Genomic DNA, 17284 nt, shown 5'->3' with positions numbered 1-17284 from the left:
CGTAGGGGTTCCTCAATTGATGGTTGCGGTTGCCATCATCGAAGATTGCGTCACGATAACGATCGACTCGACCGCTATCCGGCAGTTCATCGACGTGTAACACGCAGGGTGCCTTCGTCACTGGCGCGAAACATCGAGGGGCTTCGACCGAAACCGCGCTGCGCCAATGTCATGGCGCATAACCGGCCCGCCCCTCACGCCCACTCAGGCTTCGCCCGCACGGGGCCGTACCAACGACGAGGAGACGCCGATGGCACCAGCCATCACCCTTGCCGCAGAGGCACCCAAGCTGTCTGCCGCCAACACAGGGTTCATGCTCATCTGTTCCGCCCTGGTGCTGATCATGACGCCCGGCCTGGCCTTCTTCTACGGAGGCATGGTCCGCGTCAAGAGCACCCTCAACATGCTGATGATGAGCTTCATCAGCATGGGGATCATCACCATCCTGTGGGTGCTGTACGGCTTCTCCCTCGCCTTCGGCACCGACAAGGGCTCGCTCATCGGCTGGACGTCGGACTGGGTCGGCCTCAGCAACATCGGCCTGACGCAGCTGTGGCCGGGATACACCATCCCGATCTTCGTCTTCATGGTCTTCCAGCTGATGTTCGCGATCATCACGCCCGCGCTGATAAGCGGCGCTCTGGCGGACCGCGTGAAGTTCACGGCGTGGTCGCTGTTCATCGCGCTGTGGGCCACGGTCGTCTACTTCCCGGTCGCCCACTGGGTCTGGGGCACCGGCGGCTGGGCCTTCGACCTGGGCGTGATCGACTTCGCCGGTGGTACGGCGGTTCACATCAACGCGGGTGCCGCGGCGCTCGGCGTGATCCTGGTCATCGGCAAGCGCGTCGGCTTCAAGAAGGACCCGATGCGTCCGCACAGCCTCCCGCTGGTGATGCTCGGCTCCGGTCTGCTGTGGTTCGGCTGGTTCGGATTCAACGCCGGTTCGTGGCTCGGCAACGACGACGGTGTCGGCGCGCTGATGTTCGTCAACACGCAGATCGCCACCGCCGCTGCGATGCTGGCCTGGCTCATCTACGAGAAGATCCGCCACGGCGCGTTCACCACGCTGGGTGCCGCCTCGGGCGCCGTAGCCGGTCTGGTCGCCATCACCCCGTCCGGTGGTGCGGTCTCCCCGCTCGGCGCGATCGCCGTCGGCGTCATCGCCGGTGTGCTGTGCGCCATGGCCGTCGGCCTGAAGTACAAGTTCGGCTACGACGACTCCCTCGACGTCGTCGGCGTCCACATGGTCGGCGGCGTCGTCGGCTCCCTGCTGATCGGCCTCCTGGCCAGCGGCAAGGGCCAGTCCACCGTGGAGGGTCTCTTCTACGGCGGCGGCATGACCCAGTTCTGGAAGCAGTGCGCCGGTGTCTTCGCCGTCCTCGCCTACTCCCTGATCGCCTCCGCGATCCTCGCCTTCCTGATCGACAAGACCATCGGTATGCGGGTCACCGAGGACGAGGAGATCGCGGGCATCGACCAGGCCGAGCACGCCGAGACCGCATACGACTTCAGCGGAGCGGGCGGCGGCGTCGTCGGGGCCGCCGTTTCCGCCCTCGCGGGTACGGAGAGCAAGAAGGTGGACGCATGAAGCTCATCACCGCCGTCGTGAAGCCCCACCGGCTCGACGAGATCAAGGAGGCCCTGCAGGCCTTCGGGGTACACGGTCTGACGGTCACCGAGGCCAGCGGCTACGGTCGGCAGCGGGGACACACTGAGGTCTACCGTGGTGCCGAGTACACGGTCGACCTGGTCCCCAAGATCCGCATCGAGGTGCTGGCCGAGGACGACGACGCCGAACAGCTGATCGACGTCGTCGTGAAGGCGGCCCGCACCGGCAAGATCGGTGACGGCAAGGTCTGGTCCATCCCGGTCGAGACGGCCGTCCGGGTCCGGACCGGCGAGCGCGGCCCGGACGCGCTCTAACCGGCCCCGCTCAACAGAAGAAGAAAGACAGGAGTCGCTGGGTGACGAGTGCGGACATGCGTACGGAAGCAGAGGACTCGGGACCCAGCGGCTACGCGGCGGCCCGGCTGCGCCTCCTCCAGGAGGGGGCGCGGTCCGGGCCGCCGCGCCGTGCTGCCCTCGCCGAACTGACCGACGACTGGCTGACCGGCCTGTTCACCGCCGGTTCCGAAGGGCTGCGCGGCGTCTCGCTCGTCGCGGTCGGCGGCTACGGCCGCGGTGAGCTCTCCCCGCGCAGCGACCTCGACCTGCTGCTTCTGCACGACGGCAGCGACTCCGGCGGGGTCGCCGCCCTCGCCGACCGCATCTGGTACCCCGTCTGGGACCTGGGCCTGGCCCTCGACCACTCGGTCCGGACGCCCGCCGAGGCCCGCAAGACCGCGGGCGAGGACCTCAAGGTGCAGCTGGGCCTGCTGGACGCCCGCCACCTCGCGGGCGACCTCGGCCTCACCGCCGGATTGCGTACGGCCGTCCTCGCCGACTGGCGCAACCAGGCGCCGAAACGTCTCCCCGAACTCCAGGAGCTGTGCGCCGAGCGCGCCGAGCGCCAGGGTGAGCTGCAGTACCTGCTGGAGCCGGACCTGAAGGAGGCGCGCGGCGGGTTGCGCGACGCCACCGCCCTGCGCGCCGTCGCCGCCTCCTGGCTCGCGGACGCGCCCCGCGAGGGCCTCTCCGACGCACGCCGACGACTTCTGGACGTCCGCGACGCGCTGCATCTCACCACCGGGCGCGCCACCGACCGCCTCTCGCTCCAGGAGCAGGACCAGGTCGCCGCCGAGCTCGGCCTGCTGGACGCCGACACGCTGCTGCGCCAGGTGTACGAAGCGGCGCGCGTCGTCTCGTACGCGAGTGATGTGACGTGGCGCGAGGTGGGGCGCGTGTTGCGTTCGCGCGCCGTGCGTCCGCGCCTGCGCGCCATGCTGGGCGGCGGCAAGCCGGTCGCCGAGCGCTCCCCGCTCGCGGAGGGCGTGGTCGAGCAGGACGGCGAGGTAGTGCTCGCGCGCGCCGCGCGCCCCGAGCGTGACCCCGTGCTCCCGTTGCGCGCGGCGGCCGCGGCGGCGCAGTCCGGGCTTCCGCTCTCCCTGCACGCCGTACGGCGCATGGCCGCCGCCGCGCGCCCCCTGCCCGCGCCCTGGCCCGCCGAGGCGCGCGAACAACTCGTCACGCTCCTCGGCTCGGGCCGCCCGACCATCGAGGTCTGGGAGGCGCTGGAGGCCGAGGGCCTGATCACCCGGCTCCTGCCCGACTGGGAGCGGGTGCGCTGCCGCCCGCAGCGCAACGCCGTACACATCTGGACCGTCGACCGCCACCTCATCGAGACGGCCGTCCGCGCCTCCGAACTGACCCGGCGCGTGGGCCGCCCCGACCTGCTCCTCGTCGCTTCCCTGTTGCACGACATCGGCAAGGGCTGGCCCGGCGACCACTCCGTGGCGGGCGAGATCATCGCGCGGGACGTGGCCGCCCGGATCGGCTTCGACCGCGCGGACGTGGTGGTGCTCGCCACCCTCGTACGCCACCACCTGCTGCTCATCGACACGGCGACCCGGCGCGACCTGGAGGACCCGGTCACCGTCCGCTCGGTCGCCGAGGCGGTCGGCTCGCAGGGCACCCTCGAACTGCTGCACGCGCTGACCGAGGCCGACGCGCTGGCCACCGGGCCCGCCGCGTGGTCCTCCTGGCGCGGTTCCCTCGTCGCCGACCTGGTCAAACGGGTCTCGGCCGTGCTCGCCGGGGACGCCCCCGAGGAGCCCGAGGACGCCGCACCCACGGCCGAGCAGGAGCGGCTCGCGATCGAGGCGTTCCGGACGGGCGGACCCGTACTGGCGCTGCGCGCGCAGACGGAACCGGTCGATGCCGACGCGGGCTCCCCGGCGGAGGACCCGGAGCCGCTGGGCGTGGAGCTGCTCATCGCCGTACCCGACCAGCCCCGCGTGCTCCCCGCGGTCGCGGGCGTCCTCGCCATGCACCGGCTGACCGTGCGCACCGCCGAGCTGCGCGCCCTGGACCTGCCCGACGGCGTCGAGGGCTCGGTGCTGCTGCTCAACTGGCGGGTCGCCGCCGAGTACGGCTCCCTGCCGCAGGCCGCCCGCCTGCGCGCCGATCTCGTACGGGCCCTGGACGGCTCCCTCGACATCGCGGCCAGGCTCGCCGAACGCGACGCCGCCTATCCGCGGCGCCGGGGGACGATCGCGCCGCCGCCCCGTGTGACGGTCGCCCCGGCGGCCTCGCGCCACGCCACGGTCATCGAGGTCCGCGCCCACGACGCCCCTGGCCTGCTGCACCGCATCGGCAGGGCCCTGGAGGACGCGAACGTACGGGTGCGGAGCATGCACGTCTCCACGCTCGGCGCGAACGCCGTGGACGCCTTCTACGTGACCGGGAAGAAGGGTGTGCCGCTGCCGGGGGAGGAGGCGGTTTCGGTGGTCCGTTCCCTGGAGGAGACCCTGCGCGAATGAGCTGTGACCGGGAGCACCCCCGGTCTCGTACGTACGCGGTGGAGACCTCACCACACGCGGCCAGATACCCTGGAGGGCGATTCCCATCGCCCCCGACCCCTGAGGACCGACGAGCGCCGTGTTCGATACTCTCTCCGATCGCCTCTCAGCGACGTTCAAGAACCTGCGGGGCAAGGGCCGGCTGTCCGAAGCTGACATCGACGCCACCGCACGCGAGATCCGTATCGCGCTCCTCGAAGCCGACGTGGCCCTGCCGGTCGTGCGGACCTTCATCAAGAACGTCAAGGAGCGCGCGCTCGGTTCGGACGTCTCCAAGGCGCTGAACCCTGCCCAGCAGGTCCTGAAGATCGTGAACGAGGAGCTCGTCACGATCCTGGGCGGCGAGACCCGCCGCCTCCGGTTCGCCAAGAACCCGCCCACCGTGATCATGCTCGCGGGTCTGCAGGGTGCTGGTAAGACCACGCTCGCCGGAAAGCTCGGCAAGCACCTCAAGGACCAGGGCCACTCCCCGCTCCTGGTCGCCGCCGACCTCCAGCGCCCGAACGCCGTCACCCAGCTCAGCGTCGTCGCCGAGCGCGCGGGCATCGCGGTGTACGCGCCCGAGCCGGGCAACGGCGTCGGCGACCCGGTCAAGGTCGCCAAGGACTCCATCGAGTTCGCGAAGACGAAGGTCCACGACATCGTGATCGTGGACACCGCGGGCCGCCTGGGCATCGACCAGGAGATGATGCAGCAGGCCGCGGACATCCGTGACGTGGTCTCGCCCGACGAGATCCTCTTCGTCGTCGACGCGATGATCGGCCAGGACGCGGTCAACACGGCCGAGGCCTTCCGCGACGGCGTCGGCTTCGACGGCGTGGTCCTCTCGAAGCTCGACGGCGACGCCCGAGGCGGCGCGGCCCTCTCCATCGCCTCGGTCACCGGCAAGCCGATCATGTTCGCGTCGAACGGCGAGAAGCTCGACGACTTCGACGCCTTCCACCCGGACCGGATGGCCTCCCGCATCCTCGACCTGGGTGACCTGCTCACCCTGATCGAGCAGGCGGAGAAGACGTTCAGCCAAGAAGAGGCCGAGAAGATGGCCTCCAAGCTGGCGTCCAAGAAGGGCCAGGACTTCACGCTCGACGACTTCCTGTCCCAGATGGAGCAGGTCCGGAAGATGGGCAGCATCAGCAAGCTGCTCGGCATGCTCCCGGGCATGGGTCAGATCAAGGACCAGATCAACAACCTCGACGAGCGCGACGTCGACCGCACGGCCGCGATCATCAAGTCGATGACCCCGGGCGAGCGCCAGGAGCCGACGATCATCAACGGCTCGCGCCGCGCCCGTATCGCCAAGGGCTCCGGCGTCGAGGTCAGCGCGGTCAAGGGCCTGGTCGAGCGGTTCTTCGAGGCCCGCAAGATGATGTCCCGCATGGCCCAGGGCGGTGGCATGCCGGGAATGCCCGGGATGCCGGGCATGGGTGGCGGCCCCGGCCGGACGAAGAAGCAGCCCAAGAAGGCCAAGGGCAAGCAGCGCTCCGGCAACCCGATGAAGCGCAAGCAGCAGGAGCTGGAGGAGGCCGCGCGCCGCGAGGCCGGATCCCAGGGCGACAACGCCTTCGGCCTGCCCCAGCAGGGCGCCCAGGACTTCGAGCTGCCGGACGAGTTCAAGAAGTTCATGGGCTGACGGTTCGTCCGTGGACTGACGGTTCGTTCATGGGCTGACGGTTCTTTTGTGCGTACGTGGCTGGGGGCGCCCTCTTCGGGAGGGCGCCCCCGGCGCGTTCGCTGCGGGTGCTGGCGCCGTTTTCGTGTCGTAACGTCCGAATATGAGCAACCCTGTGCCGCCGCGCAAGGCCCCTGACCAGCCGTGGCGTACCGAGGGCACTCCGCCCGAGCCGACACCGCCGCCCTCCGGCAGGAAGAAGATGCCGGGCGGCTGGTGGAGCCTCGTCCTCGCCGCCCTGGTCGTGTACCTGATCGCGAACCTGGTGCTCTCCTTCTTCAACGAGGGCAACGAGCCGACGATCTCGTACACGGAGTTCAGCAAGCAGGTCAACGACGGCAACGTCACCAAGATCTACTCCAAGGGCGACGCGATCCAGGGCCAGCTCAAGAACGCCCAGGACAACCCGGGGGGCGACGGGAAGTACACCAAGTTCAAGACCCAGCGCCCGTCCTTCGCGGACGACAAGCTCTGGGAGAACCTGGACAAGCACAACGTCACGGTGACCGCCTCGCCGGTGGTCCAGCAGCGCAGCTTCCTCTCCAACCTGCTCCTCTCGCTTGCGCCGATGCTGCTGCTCGTCGTCCTGTGGGTCTTCATCGCCCGGCGGATGAGGGCGGGCATGGGCGGCGCGGGCGGCATGCTCGGCCGCAAGGCGCCTCCGAAGCCGGTCGAACTGCAGCCCGGCGCCCAGCGCACGACGTTCGCGGACGTGGCAGGGATCGACGAGGTCGAGGGCGAACTGAACGACGTCGTGGACTTTCTCAAGAACCCGGACGAGTACCGCAGGATGGGCGCGAAGATGCCACGCGGCGTGCTGCTCGCAGGCCCGCCCGGTACCGGCAAGACGCTGCTCGCGCGAGCGGTGGCGGGGGAGGCGGGCGTCCCGTTCTTCTCGGCCTCCGCGTCGGAGTTCATCGAGATGATCGTGGGCGTGGGCGCGTCCCGGGTCCGCGAACTCTTCGCGGAGGCCCGCAAGGTGGCCCCCTCCATCATCTTCATCGACGAGATCGACACGATCGGACGGGCGCGGGCCGGCGGCTCCGCCATGGGCGGTCACGACGAGCGCGAGCAGACGCTGAACCAGATCCTCACCGAGATGGACGGCTTCTCGGGCTCGGAGGGCGTCATCGTCATCGCGGCGACCAACCGCGCGGACATCCTGGACCCGGCGCTCACCCGCCCCGGCCGCTTCGACCGCGTCGTCAACGTCTCACCCCCCGACCGCGGCGGCCGCGAGGCGATCCTGGAGATCCACACCCGCGAAATTCCCCTGTCCCCGGATGTCGACCTGGCCCAGGTGGCCCGTACGACCCCGGGCATGACCGGTGCGGATCTCGCCAACCTCGCCAACGAGGCGGCCCTGCTCGCGGTCAAGCGCAAGCAGCAGCAGGTGACGCAGACGGACCTCTCCGAGGCGCTGGAAAAGGTGCAGCTGGGTGCCGAGCGACCCTTGGTGATGCCCGAGGAGGAACGCCGCCGCACGGCGTACCACGAAAGCGGCCACGCCCTCCTCGGCATGCTCCAGCCTGGCGCCGACCCGGTCCGCAAGATCACGATCGTCCCGCGCGGCCGGGCGCTGGGCGTCACCCTCTCCACGCCGGAGAGCGACAGGTACGCGTACACGGAGGAATACCTGCGCGGCCGCATCATCGGCGCCCTGGGAGGCATGGCAGCCGAACACGTCGTCTACGGAGTCGTCACGACGGGCTCGGAGAACGACCTGGAGCAGGTCACGAACATCGTGCGGGGCATGGTCGCCCGGTGGGGCATGAGCGAGCGCGTCGGCCGCCTGTCGGCCTTGCCGAACGACGCCCAGCAGGCGTACGGGCTGGCCGCCGCTCCGGCGACCCTCGACTCCATCGACCACGAGATGCGGCGCATCGTCGACGAGTGCTACGAGGAGGCCTGCCAGAAACTCCGCGACCATCGCGGGCAACTGGACGCCCTGGCGGAGGCACTGCTGGCGAACGAGACGCTGGAGGAGGCGGAGGCGTACCGGGTCGCGGGCGTCAAACGCCGGACGGGCTGAAATCAGCCCCCCGGCGTTTGAGGAGCGGGGTCTGGAGCGGAGGCCCCAGGTACGGGACGGGCAGGGGCGGAGGGGGCGAAAAAGAGCCCGCGACCTCACCCCGTACGAGCGATCAGATACCGGAAGACGTTCGGCATCCACACCGTCCCGTCCCGCCGCAGATGAGGCTGTAGCGCCTCGGTGATTTCCTTGTCGACCTGCGCCTGATCGGTGGCAGCGACCGCCGCGTCGAACAGCCCGGTCGACACCAGCCCCCGCACCGCACTGTCCATGTCGGCGTACCCGAAAGGACAGGCAACCCGCCCCGACCCGTCGGGCTTGAGCCCGGCCCGCTGGGCGACCTCCTCGAGGTCGTCCCGGCAGGCGGCCCGCCAACTGGCCCGCGAAGGCTCAGCCAACTCGGTGGCGACCCGCAACACGGAGGACGTGGTGCAACGTTCCGGCGGCCCCCACCCGGCCAGCACCACGGGTGCCCCCCGCTCGGCAAGTGGGGCAGCCGTGTCGAGCAGCGAACCGAGCCCTTCGGAGTCCCCGGCCACACACCCGATCGGCTCGAACGCGGTCACGAGGTTGTACATGGGCGCACCCACGACGGCCACGTCCGCGGGGGAGCCGTCCACCAGCGGGGTGTCCGCACGCGCGCGCGTGCCCCACGCCTCCGGCAGCAACCGCTCCCGCGCAAGAGCCAGCCGCTCGGGCGACGAGGAGTCGACGCCGGTGACCGCGGCGCCCCGGGAGACCGCCATCAGGAGGGCGAGCCCCGAACCGCAGCCGAGGCCGAGGAGCCGCGTTCCGGCGCCCACTTCGAGTCGCTCGTAGACGGCCTCGTAGAGCGGCACCAGCATCCGCTCCTGGATCTCGGCCCAGTCACGCGCGCGTGCACACTGATCCACACGAGGCGCCGCCCCCGTGTGAGGTAGGTGAGCCCGCACGAGCGTAGGTGTCATCGAAAGTGCCCCAATCCGCCGAGAGTTGCCGCTGTTCCCCGTTTCCCTGGCCCCCGTGGAGTACGCCCGCACTCCCCCCGTACGCCAGATAACTCCGCACTCGTCGTGGCGTCCAGGGGTCGCGGAGCCCTGCTTGTGCGCTGCCTGTGCGCGCCGAAAGAATTCACATCCCGGCAACGTGTGCCCGTACCATCGCGCCCATGGCAAAGGCACCCGTTCTCACGCCCCAGGCGGACGATTTCCCGCGCTGGTACCAGGACCTGATCAACAAGGCCGAGCTGGCCGACAACGGGCCGGTGCGCGGCACCATGGTCATCCGGCCGTACGGGTACGGGCTGTGGGAGCGGATGCAGCAGGAGATGGATGCCCGCATCAAGGAGGCGGGTGCCCAGAACGCGTACTTCCCGCTCTTCATCCCGCAGTCGTACCTGACGAAGGAGGCCGAGCACGTCGAGGGCTTCGCCCCCGAACTCGCGGTCGTCACGCACGGCGGCGGCAAGGAGCTGGAGGAGCCGGTCGTCGTCCGCCCCACCTCCGAGACGATCATCAACGCCTCCTTCTCCAAGTGGGTGCAGAGTTACCGCGACCTGCCGCTGCTGATCAACCAGTGGGCGAACGTGGTCCGTTGGGAGATGCGCCCGCGGGTGTTCCTCCGTACGACGGAATTCCTCTGGCAGGAGGGCCACACCGCCCACGCCACGTACGAGGACGCCCGGGACTACGCCGCGTACATCCACGAGAAGGTGTACGCGGACTTCATGGTGAACGTCCTCGGGATCGATGTCGTACTCGGCCGCAAGACGCCCAGCGAGCGGTTCGCCGGCGCCATCAACACCCTCACGCTCGAAGCCATGATGGGCGACGGCAAGGCCCTCCAGATGGGCACCAGCCACGAGCTCGGCCAGAACTTCGCGAAGGCCTTCAACACCCAGTACCTGTCCAAGGACGGCAAGCAGGAGCTCGTCTGGCAGACCTCCTGGGGGTCGTCGACCCGCATGGTGGGTGGCCTGATCATGTCGCACGGTGATGACAATGGGTTGCGGGTGCCGCCGCGGCTCGCCCCCGTACAGGCCGTCGTCCTCGCGATCAAGGGTGATGACGCGGTTCTGGCCAAGGTCCGCGAAATCGGCGATCAGTTGAAGGCGGCGGGCGTACGCGTCCAGGTGGACGACCGTACGGACACCCCCTTCGGGCGCCGCGCCGTCGACTGGGAGCTCAAGGGCGTGCCTGTACGCATCGAGGTCGGCCCCCGTGACCTGGAGAACAGCACCGCGATGCTGGCCCGCCGCATCCCCGGCGGCAAGGAGCCGGTGGCGATCGACACGCTCGTATCTCTGCTCCCCACTGTCCTCGAAGAGGACCAGGCGCTGCTTCTCACGCAGTCGCGCGGGCGTCGTGAGTCCCGTACATCGGACGTGTCGACGATCGAGGAGGCCGTCGAGGCGGCCGTCGCCGGAGGCTGGGCGCGCATCCCGTGGGCCGACCTCGGCGAAGAGGGCGAGGCCAAGCTGGCCGAGCACTCGGTGACCGTACGGTGTCTGGTCGCGGAGGACGGGTCGGTGCCCGACGCCGACGACGCACCCGGTAACGTCGCCGTCGTGGCGCGCGCTTACTGAGTAGCCCTCAGGGCGACCGAAACGCCTCTTGCGCATCTGATGACCACAGGTGCCCCGGCGCGCGGGCACCGTCTACGCGCCGGGGCGTACGTGCCCCTACGTACCGCCTTGGTATGAGCTGTGAGGCTTCTCCGCAGATCAGCGCACCCGCCCTCGTCAGGACGCATCAGCGGCAACTGACGGGTACGTGCAAATTATTTGGGATGGCCCGGAATAGGAACACAGAGGCACCCCGGCTCGTTGTCACGTCGTGAGCACGACACCACCTGTTCTCGCCGCAGAGCTGGCAGGGGCGTGGGCCGACATTCAGCGGCACCACCCCGAGTTGCCGGATCTTGCCGCGCCAGAGTCCCTGATCGGAGAGTCGTCGTCCGCCTGCGGACACGAACTCTCCTTCGAGCGACTGCTTCATGAGGCAGTCCACGGCATCGCCGCCGCCCGCGGAGTCCGCGACACTTCGCGCGCCGGCCGCTACCACAACCGCAGATTCCTCGCGATCGCCGAGGAGCTGGGCCTGGACCACCCCGAGGAGCCGCACCCCAGCAGTGGCTTCTCCCTGGTCACGCTCAACCCCGAGGCGAAGCGTCGCTACCGCCCGACGATCGAGCGGTTGCAGCGCGCGTTGAAGGCCCACACGGCCGCCACCGCCGCCGACACCGCCCGCTCCTTCCGCGGTCCGGCCGCCCGGCACGGCTCCTCCGGAGGAGGCGTGCGCGTAAAGGCGGTGTGCGACTGCGGCCGCAACGTACGGGTCGTCCCGTCGGTGCTGGCGCAGGCGCCGATCGTGTGCGGAGGGTGCGGAAAGCCGTTCCGGATCCCTGAGGTGGTCGGCGCGGCGGCGGGTTGAGAGAGGCGGCTGCTCGTGGCAGCCGTATTCTCAGCCGCCGCCAAAGCTGCGGGCCATCGTGCCTCCCCCACCGCCTTAAGGGCGTGGGGGGGACCCCCAGGCGGCACGGATGGCGCAGCGGCACCCCTGAGCGCCGGGTGGCGTAGCCAACGCCCGGCGCCGGGTGCCGATGAGGCGTGGGCAGGTGCACCCTGACCGGTGAAGGTGCCCCGCCAGGATGTGGCACAATGGCTAGCTGTACTCGACAGCCGCATAGGACCCCTCTCTCCTCCGGCTGACGCGTCCATCGGGCACTCGGGTACCGCAACCCCACGCGGCCATCTCGCCGTGCCCAACCACGTCAAGACCAGGAGACACCACTTCCGTGGCAGTCAAGATCAAGCTGAAGCGTCTGGGCAAGATCCGTTCGCCTCACTACCGCATCGTCGTCGCCGACTCCCGCACCCGCCGTGACGGCCGGGCCATCGAGGAGATCGGTCTGTACCACCCGGTACAGAACCCCTCGCGCATCGAGGTCGACTCGGACCGCGCGCAGTACTGGCTGGGTGTCGGCGCGCAGCCGACCGAGCCCGTTCTCGCGATCCTGAAGCTGACCGGCGACTGGCAGAAGTTCAAGGGCCTGCCCGCCCCGGCTCCGCTGCTCGTGGCCGAGCCGAAGGCCGCGCGCCCGCTGTTCGACGCCCTGGGCGGCGACGACGAGGGCAAGGGTGAGGCCATCACCCAGAAGAAGAAGGCTGAGAAGAAGGACGAGGCTGCGGCCGAGTCCGCGTCGACCGAGGCCTGAGCATGCTCGAGGAGGCTCTCGAGCACCTCGTGAAGGGCATCGTCGACAACCCCGACGATGTGCAGGTCGCCTCGCGCGACCTGCGCCGTGGGCGCGTTCTCGAGGTCCGGGTGCACCCCGACGACCTCGGCAAGGTGATCGGCCGCAACGGCCGCACCGCGCGCGCTCTGCGTACCGTCGTGGGCGCCATCGGCGGCCGCGGTGTCCGCGTCGACCTTGTCGACGTGGACCACGTCCGCTGACGTAAATGCAGCACCGGCTCGGGCCGGGGAGGGCCTCTTGGGCCGTCCCCGGCCCGTAGTCGTACCGACAGGAGATCAAGCACAGTGCAGCTGGTAGTCGCTCGCGTCGGCCGCGCCCATGGCATCAAGGGCGAGGTCACCGTGGAGGTACGTACGGACGAGCCGGAACTCAGGCTCGGGCCCGGCGCCGTCCTGCTCACCGACCCGGCCTCCGCCGGACCGCTGACCATCGAGACGGGCCGCGTACACAGCGGCCGTCTCCTGCTGCGCTTCGAAGGCGTACGTGACCGGAACGCCGCCGAGGCGCTGCGCAACACCCTCCTGATCGCCGAGGTCGACCCGGACGAGACGCCGGAGGACCCGGACGAGTACTACGACCACCAGCTGATGGACCTGGACGTGGTCACCAAGGAGGGTGCGGAGGTCGGACGGATCACGGAGATCTCGCACCTGCCCTCGCAGGACCTGTTCGTGGTCGAGCGGGCGGACGGCACCGAGGTCCTGATCCCGTTCGTCGAGGAGATCGTCATCGAGATCGACCTGGAGGAGCAGCGGGCCGTCATCGACCCCCCGCCGGGCCTGATCGACGACCAGGCCGAGATCGATTCGTCCCGGGACGACGCCTCCGGAGAAGACGCCTGATGCGGCTCGACGTCGTCACGATCTTCCCCGAGTACCTGGAACCCCTGAACGTCTCGCTGGTCGGCAAGGCACGCGCGCGTGGACAGCTGAATGTGCACGTGCATGATCTTCGGGAGTGGACCTACGACCGTCACAACACGGTCGACGACACCCCGTACGGCGGCGGTCCCGGCATGGTCATGAAGACCGACCCATGGGGCGAAGCCCTGGACTCCGTCCTCGCGGACGGCTACGAGACGGGTTCGCACGGCCCCGTACTGGTCGTCCCCACGCCCAGCGGACGCCCGTTCACCCAGGAACTCGCCGTCGAGCTCTCCGAGCGCCCCTGGCTGGTCTTCACACCCGCCCGCTACGAGGGCATCGACCGCCGCGTCATCGACGAGTACGCGACGCGGATGCCCGTCTACGAGGTGTCCATCGGCGACTACGTACTCGCCGGCGGCGAGGCGGCCGTACTCGTCGTCACGGAGGCGGTGGCCCGGCTGCTGCCCGGTGTCCTGGGCAACGCGGAGTCGCACCGGGACGACTCCTTCGCTCCCGGGGCCATGGCCAACCTCCTGGAGGGGCCGGTTTACACCAAGCCCCCGGCGTGGCGCGGCCGCGAGATCCCCGATGTGCTGGTCAGCGGCCACCACGGGAAGATCGCCCGCTGGCGCCGCGACGAGGCCCTGCGCCGTACGACGGCCAACCGGCCCGACCTCATCGAGCGCTGCGATCCTTCCGTCTTCGACAAGAAGGACCGCGAAATGCTCTCGATCCTGGGCTGGGCCCCGGATCCCGAAGGGGTGCCGCACGGTCGATTTTGGCGCAGGCCGGACGCCGTGGAAGAATAGGCCGCTGCTCTACGTCGTCCGGCGTGCGCCCCTGCCACAGGGGGACACGACGCCCGTCCCGGCGCGGCAGCATCATCTTGGAAATCTATCTCCCGTTGATGACCTGTGGCATCAGCGAAGAAAGCAGACGAAATGTCTCACCTGCTCGACTCCGTCGACAGCGCGTCGCTGCGCACCGACATCCCGGCCTTCCGCCCGGGTGACACCGTCAACGTCCACGTCCGCGTCATCGAGGGCAACCGCTCCCGTGTGCAGCAGTTCAAGGGCGTAGTCATCCGTCGCCAGGGCGCCGGTGTCCGCGAGACCTTCACGGTCCGCAAGGTCTCCTTCTCCGTTGGCGTCGAGCGCACCTTCCCGGTGCACACCCCGATCGTCGAGAAGATCGAGCTCGTCACCCGCGGTGACGTGCGTCGCGCCAAGCTGTACTACCTGCGCGACCTGCGCGGCAAGGCCGCGAAGATCAAGGAGAAGCGCGACAGCTGAGCTCGCGCCGCCGCGGCGAGCCGTAGGCGATCGAGCCAGTAGGAAGGTGTCAAAGCCAGGCCGGATAGCATCTGGCCGCGATGGACACCGAAGCACAGCATGTGGAGCGCGACCGCTCCTCCCGCCCTTCCGAATCCGAGGAGATCTCGGACACAGAGGGGCAGGAGGGCCGGTCGCGTTTCGCGTTGGTGGACCGGGCCGCCGACTGGCTCCCGGGTGGGCGGATCACCCTGACCGTGCTGGTCTGCCTGGTTTTTCTGCTCCTCGTCAGCAGGTTCGTGATGCAGCCGTTCCAAATTCCCAGCGGCTCGATGGAGCCGGGATTGAGGATCGGGGACCGCGTTCTCGTAAATAAGTTGGCGTACCGTTTTGGTGCTGAGCCGCAGCGGGGCGACGTCGTCGTGTTCGACGGCACTGGCTATTTCGGGGACGCCGACTACATCAAGCGCGTTGTCGGTGTGGGGGGAGACCACGTGGTCTGCTGCGACAAGGACGGGAGGCTCGAAGTGAACGGCCGGTCGGTCGACGAGTCGACGTTTCTGTATCCGGGGAACAGCCCGTCCGACGTCCCCTTCGACGTCGTCGTGCCCGACGGCACCCTCTTCGTCCTCGGCGACCACCGCGGCGACTCCAGCGACTCCCGCGACCACCTGGGCTCGCCGGGCGGCGGCATGATCCCCGTCGGCGACGTGATCGGCCGAGCCGACTGGATCGCCTGGCCCGCGGGCCACTGGACCCAGCTGACCCGCCCCGACGGCTACGCGCGCGTGCCCGCTGCGGACGGTGCCCATGGGTAACCGCGGCAAACCGCGCGGCGTCTCCACCAGCGCCGCCGACAACCTGCTGCCCACCGGTACCCGGCGCGCCTCCGGGGGCGCGGTCCGGCCCAGCCGCGTCGAGCGGCGCAAGCTCGCCCGCAAGATCAAGCGGCGCAGGCGGCGCTCGGCGGTCAAGGAGATACCGCTCCTCGTCGGTGTCGCCGTGCTGATAGCCCTGGTCCTCAAGACCTTCCTCGTCCAGGCCTTCGTGATCCCGTCGGGTTCCATGGAGAACACGATCCAGATCGGTGACCGTGTCCTGGTCGACAAGCTCACCCCTTGGTTCGGCTCCAAGCCGCAGCGCGGCGACGTCGTCGTCTTCAAGGACCCCGGGGGCTGGCTCACCGCCGAGGAAACCACGAAGAAGAACGACCCCGTCGTCGTCAAGCAGGTCAAGGAAGGACTGACCTTCATCGGCCTGCTGCCGTCCGACAACGAGAAGGACCTCATCAAGCGGGTCGTCGGCGTCGGAGGCGACACGGTCAAGTGCTGCGACACCCAAGGCCGGGTGACCGTCAACGGCACGCCGCTGACCGAGCCCTACATCTACGCCGGCGACAAGCCGTCGGACTTCGCCTTCGAGGTGAAGGTGCCCCAGGGCCGGCTGTTCGTGCTGGGCGACCACCGGGGCAACTCCGCCGACTCCCGCTACCACCGCACCGACAAGTTCAGCGGTACCGTCTCCGAGAAGTCGGTCGTCGGCCGCGCCATGGTCATCGCCTGGCCTCTCGGGCACTGGATCCGTCTGAAGGAGCCGGGCACGTTCGCCACCGTGGCCGACGCGCCTGCAGGGTCGACCTCCGCTCTCGCGCAGTCGCATAGGGTGGCCCCTGCGGATCCAGACGGATTGATCCCGCTCCCGACCCCTGCGGAACTCCCGCTCGTTATGGGAGTGGTGGGCCTGCGCCGAACACGACGCGGGCGGCGGCACGGAGTGAGGAGTGGATGTGGGGGATGTGGCGGTCGGCGCACGGTCCGGACACGAAGGTCCCGAAGGCAAGCCGGAGCAGCCCGACGATTCGGCTTCCCCGGCCGTAGAGGACGCCTCCGGCTCCGGGAGTGACTCCACGGACGGCAGCGCTACGACCGAGCGCGCCGAGCAGGATCCTTTGAGGCCGAAGAAGCAGCGCTCCTTCTGGAAGGAGCTGCCGATCCTGATCGGCATCGCCCTGGTGCTCGCGCTGCTCATCAAGACCTTCCTGGTGCAGGCGTTCTCGATCCCCTCGGACTCGATGCAGAACACCCTCCAGCAGGGGGACCGTGTCCTGGTCGACAAGCTGACCCCGTGGTTCGGCTCCGAGCCGGAGCGCGGCGAGGTGGTCGTCTTCCACGACCCCGACGGCTGGCTCCGGGGCGAGCCCACGGCCAACCCGAACGCCCTGCAGACGGTCCTCAGCTGGATCGGCCTGATGCCGTCCGCCGAGGAGAAGGACCTCATCAAGCGGGTCATCGGAGTCGGCGGCGACACCATCCAGTGCAAGGGCAACGGCCCGCTGACCGTCAACGGCAAGGCGCTGAACGAGGAGTCTTACGTGTACGCGGGGAACACCCCGTGCAGCGTCGACGAGGACGGTGGTCAGTTCAAGGTCACCGTTCCCAAGGGCAAGATCTGGGTGATGGGTGACCACCGCCAGGATTCGCGGGACTCGCGCTACAACCAGATGGACAAGAACCACGGCATGGTCCCCGTGGACAAGGTTGTCGGGCGCGCCATCGTCAAGGCCTGGCCCATCAACCGCTGGGGCACCCTCCCGGTCCCGGACACCTTCGGCCAGGACGGCTTGAGCAACCAGGCGGCGGCCGCGGTCTCCTCACCGGGTGCCCTGGCGCTCGTGGGCGCCGTGCCGCTGGTGCTGGTGCGGCGTCGCCGGAAGGCGTCCAAGTAGCGCTCCGTAGCGTCCCCTTGGGGCCGGT

Annotated in this window: 16 protein-coding genes; 15 read left to right on the top strand and 1 reads right to left on the bottom strand. The window is 69.4% G+C overall.

Features of this window, described 5'->3' with window-relative positions:
- Positions 1-250 precede the first annotated feature (250 nt).
- The 5 genes from ACZ4WS_RS35920 (at position 251) to ftsH (ending at position 8158) form a co-directional block, all read left to right on the top strand.
- On the top strand, positions 251-1588 hold the full coding sequence (locus tag ACZ4WS_RS35920) for an ammonium transporter (RefSeq protein WP_467987057.1): 1338 nt from the start codon (positions 251-253) through the stop codon (positions 1586-1588).
- Positions 1585-1923, top strand: coding sequence for a P-II family nitrogen regulator (locus tag ACZ4WS_RS35915; RefSeq protein WP_054235369.1), 339 nt, complete (start codon positions 1585-1587; stop codon positions 1921-1923). Before ACZ4WS_RS35920 ends, ACZ4WS_RS35915 begins: the two co-directional genes overlap by 4 nt.
- A gap of 41 nt (positions 1924-1964) precedes the next feature.
- Positions 1965-4418, top strand: coding sequence for a [protein-PII] uridylyltransferase (locus ACZ4WS_RS35910; protein ID WP_467987056.1), 2454 nt, complete (start codon positions 1965-1967; stop codon positions 4416-4418).
- Between the two features lie 118 nt (positions 4419-4536).
- Positions 4537-6087: a signal recognition particle protein gene (gene ffh, locus ACZ4WS_RS35905; RefSeq protein ID WP_467987055.1), complete on the top strand. Its 1551-nt coding sequence runs from the start codon at positions 4537-4539 to the stop codon at positions 6085-6087.
- Between the two features lie 142 nt (positions 6088-6229).
- Positions 6230-8158 carry an ATP-dependent zinc metalloprotease FtsH gene (gene ftsH / locus ACZ4WS_RS35900; RefSeq protein ID WP_467987054.1) on the top strand — a complete coding sequence of 643 codons (1929 nt, stop codon included), beginning with the start codon at positions 6230-6232 and terminating at the stop codon, positions 8156-8158.
- Positions 8159-8253: 95 nt separating this feature from the next.
- On the opposite strand, the gene ACZ4WS_RS35895 is transcribed toward ftsH, so the two are convergent.
- A complete protein-coding gene (locus tag ACZ4WS_RS35895; RefSeq protein WP_467987053.1) occupies positions 8254-9105 on the bottom strand; it encodes an SAM-dependent methyltransferase in 852 nt (283 codons plus the stop codon).
- A gap of 200 nt (positions 9106-9305) precedes the next feature.
- On the opposite strand from ACZ4WS_RS35895, the gene proS reads away from it, so the two are divergent.
- The 10 genes from proS (at position 9306) to lepB (ACZ4WS_RS35845) (ending at position 17256) form a co-directional block, all read left to right on the top strand.
- Positions 9306-10721 carry a proline--tRNA ligase gene (gene proS / locus ACZ4WS_RS35890; RefSeq protein WP_467987052.1) on the top strand — a complete coding sequence of 472 codons (1416 nt, stop codon included), beginning with the start codon at positions 9306-9308 and terminating at the stop codon, positions 10719-10721.
- A gap of 250 nt (positions 10722-10971) precedes the next feature.
- Positions 10972-11568, top strand: a complete 597-nt coding sequence (locus ACZ4WS_RS35885; protein ID WP_355867905.1) for a hypothetical protein — start codon at positions 10972-10974, stop codon at positions 11566-11568.
- A 364-nt stretch (positions 11569-11932) separates the two neighbouring features.
- On the top strand, positions 11933-12352 hold the full coding sequence (gene rpsP, locus ACZ4WS_RS35880) for a 30S ribosomal protein S16 (RefSeq protein ID WP_467987051.1): 420 nt from the start codon (positions 11933-11935) through the stop codon (positions 12350-12352).
- 2 nt (positions 12353-12354) lie between these two features.
- Complete coding sequence (locus tag ACZ4WS_RS35875; protein ID WP_005479813.1) at positions 12355-12594, top strand: RNA-binding protein; 240 nt, start codon at positions 12355-12357, stop codon at positions 12592-12594.
- 84 nt (positions 12595-12678) lie between these two features.
- Positions 12679-13236: a ribosome maturation factor RimM gene (gene rimM, locus ACZ4WS_RS35870; protein WP_467987050.1), complete on the top strand. Its 558-nt coding sequence runs from the start codon at positions 12679-12681 to the stop codon at positions 13234-13236.
- Complete coding sequence (trmD, locus tag ACZ4WS_RS35865) at positions 13236-14069, top strand: tRNA (guanosine(37)-N1)-methyltransferase TrmD (RefSeq protein ID WP_467987048.1); 834 nt, start codon at positions 13236-13238, stop codon at positions 14067-14069. Before rimM ends, trmD begins: the two co-directional genes overlap by 1 nt.
- A gap of 132 nt (positions 14070-14201) precedes the next feature.
- Positions 14202-14552 (top strand): 50S ribosomal protein L19, encoded by a 351-nt coding sequence (rplS, locus tag ACZ4WS_RS35860; protein ID WP_467987047.1) that lies wholly within the window; start codon positions 14202-14204, stop codon positions 14550-14552.
- 80 nt (positions 14553-14632) lie between these two features.
- Positions 14633-15349, top strand: a complete 717-nt coding sequence (gene lepB, locus ACZ4WS_RS35855; RefSeq protein ID WP_467987045.1) for a signal peptidase I — start codon at positions 14633-14635, stop codon at positions 15347-15349.
- Entirely contained in the window at positions 15342-16433 is a 1092-nt protein-coding gene (gene lepB / locus ACZ4WS_RS35850) for a signal peptidase I (protein ID WP_467987044.1), read from the top strand. Before lepB (ACZ4WS_RS35855) ends, lepB (ACZ4WS_RS35850) begins: the two co-directional genes overlap by 8 nt.
- Positions 16318-17256 (top strand): signal peptidase I, encoded by a 939-nt coding sequence (gene lepB / locus ACZ4WS_RS35845; RefSeq protein WP_467987043.1) that lies wholly within the window; start codon positions 16318-16320, stop codon positions 17254-17256. Before lepB (ACZ4WS_RS35850) ends, lepB (ACZ4WS_RS35845) begins: the two co-directional genes overlap by 116 nt.
- The last annotated feature ends 28 nt before the right edge of the window (positions 17257-17284 follow it).

The sequence above is a fragment of the Streptomyces sp. NPDC029292 genome, assembly GCF_055569295.1.
The sequence above is the reverse complement of the archived record's forward strand: the minus strand, read 5'-3'. Positions and strand labels throughout refer to the sequence as shown.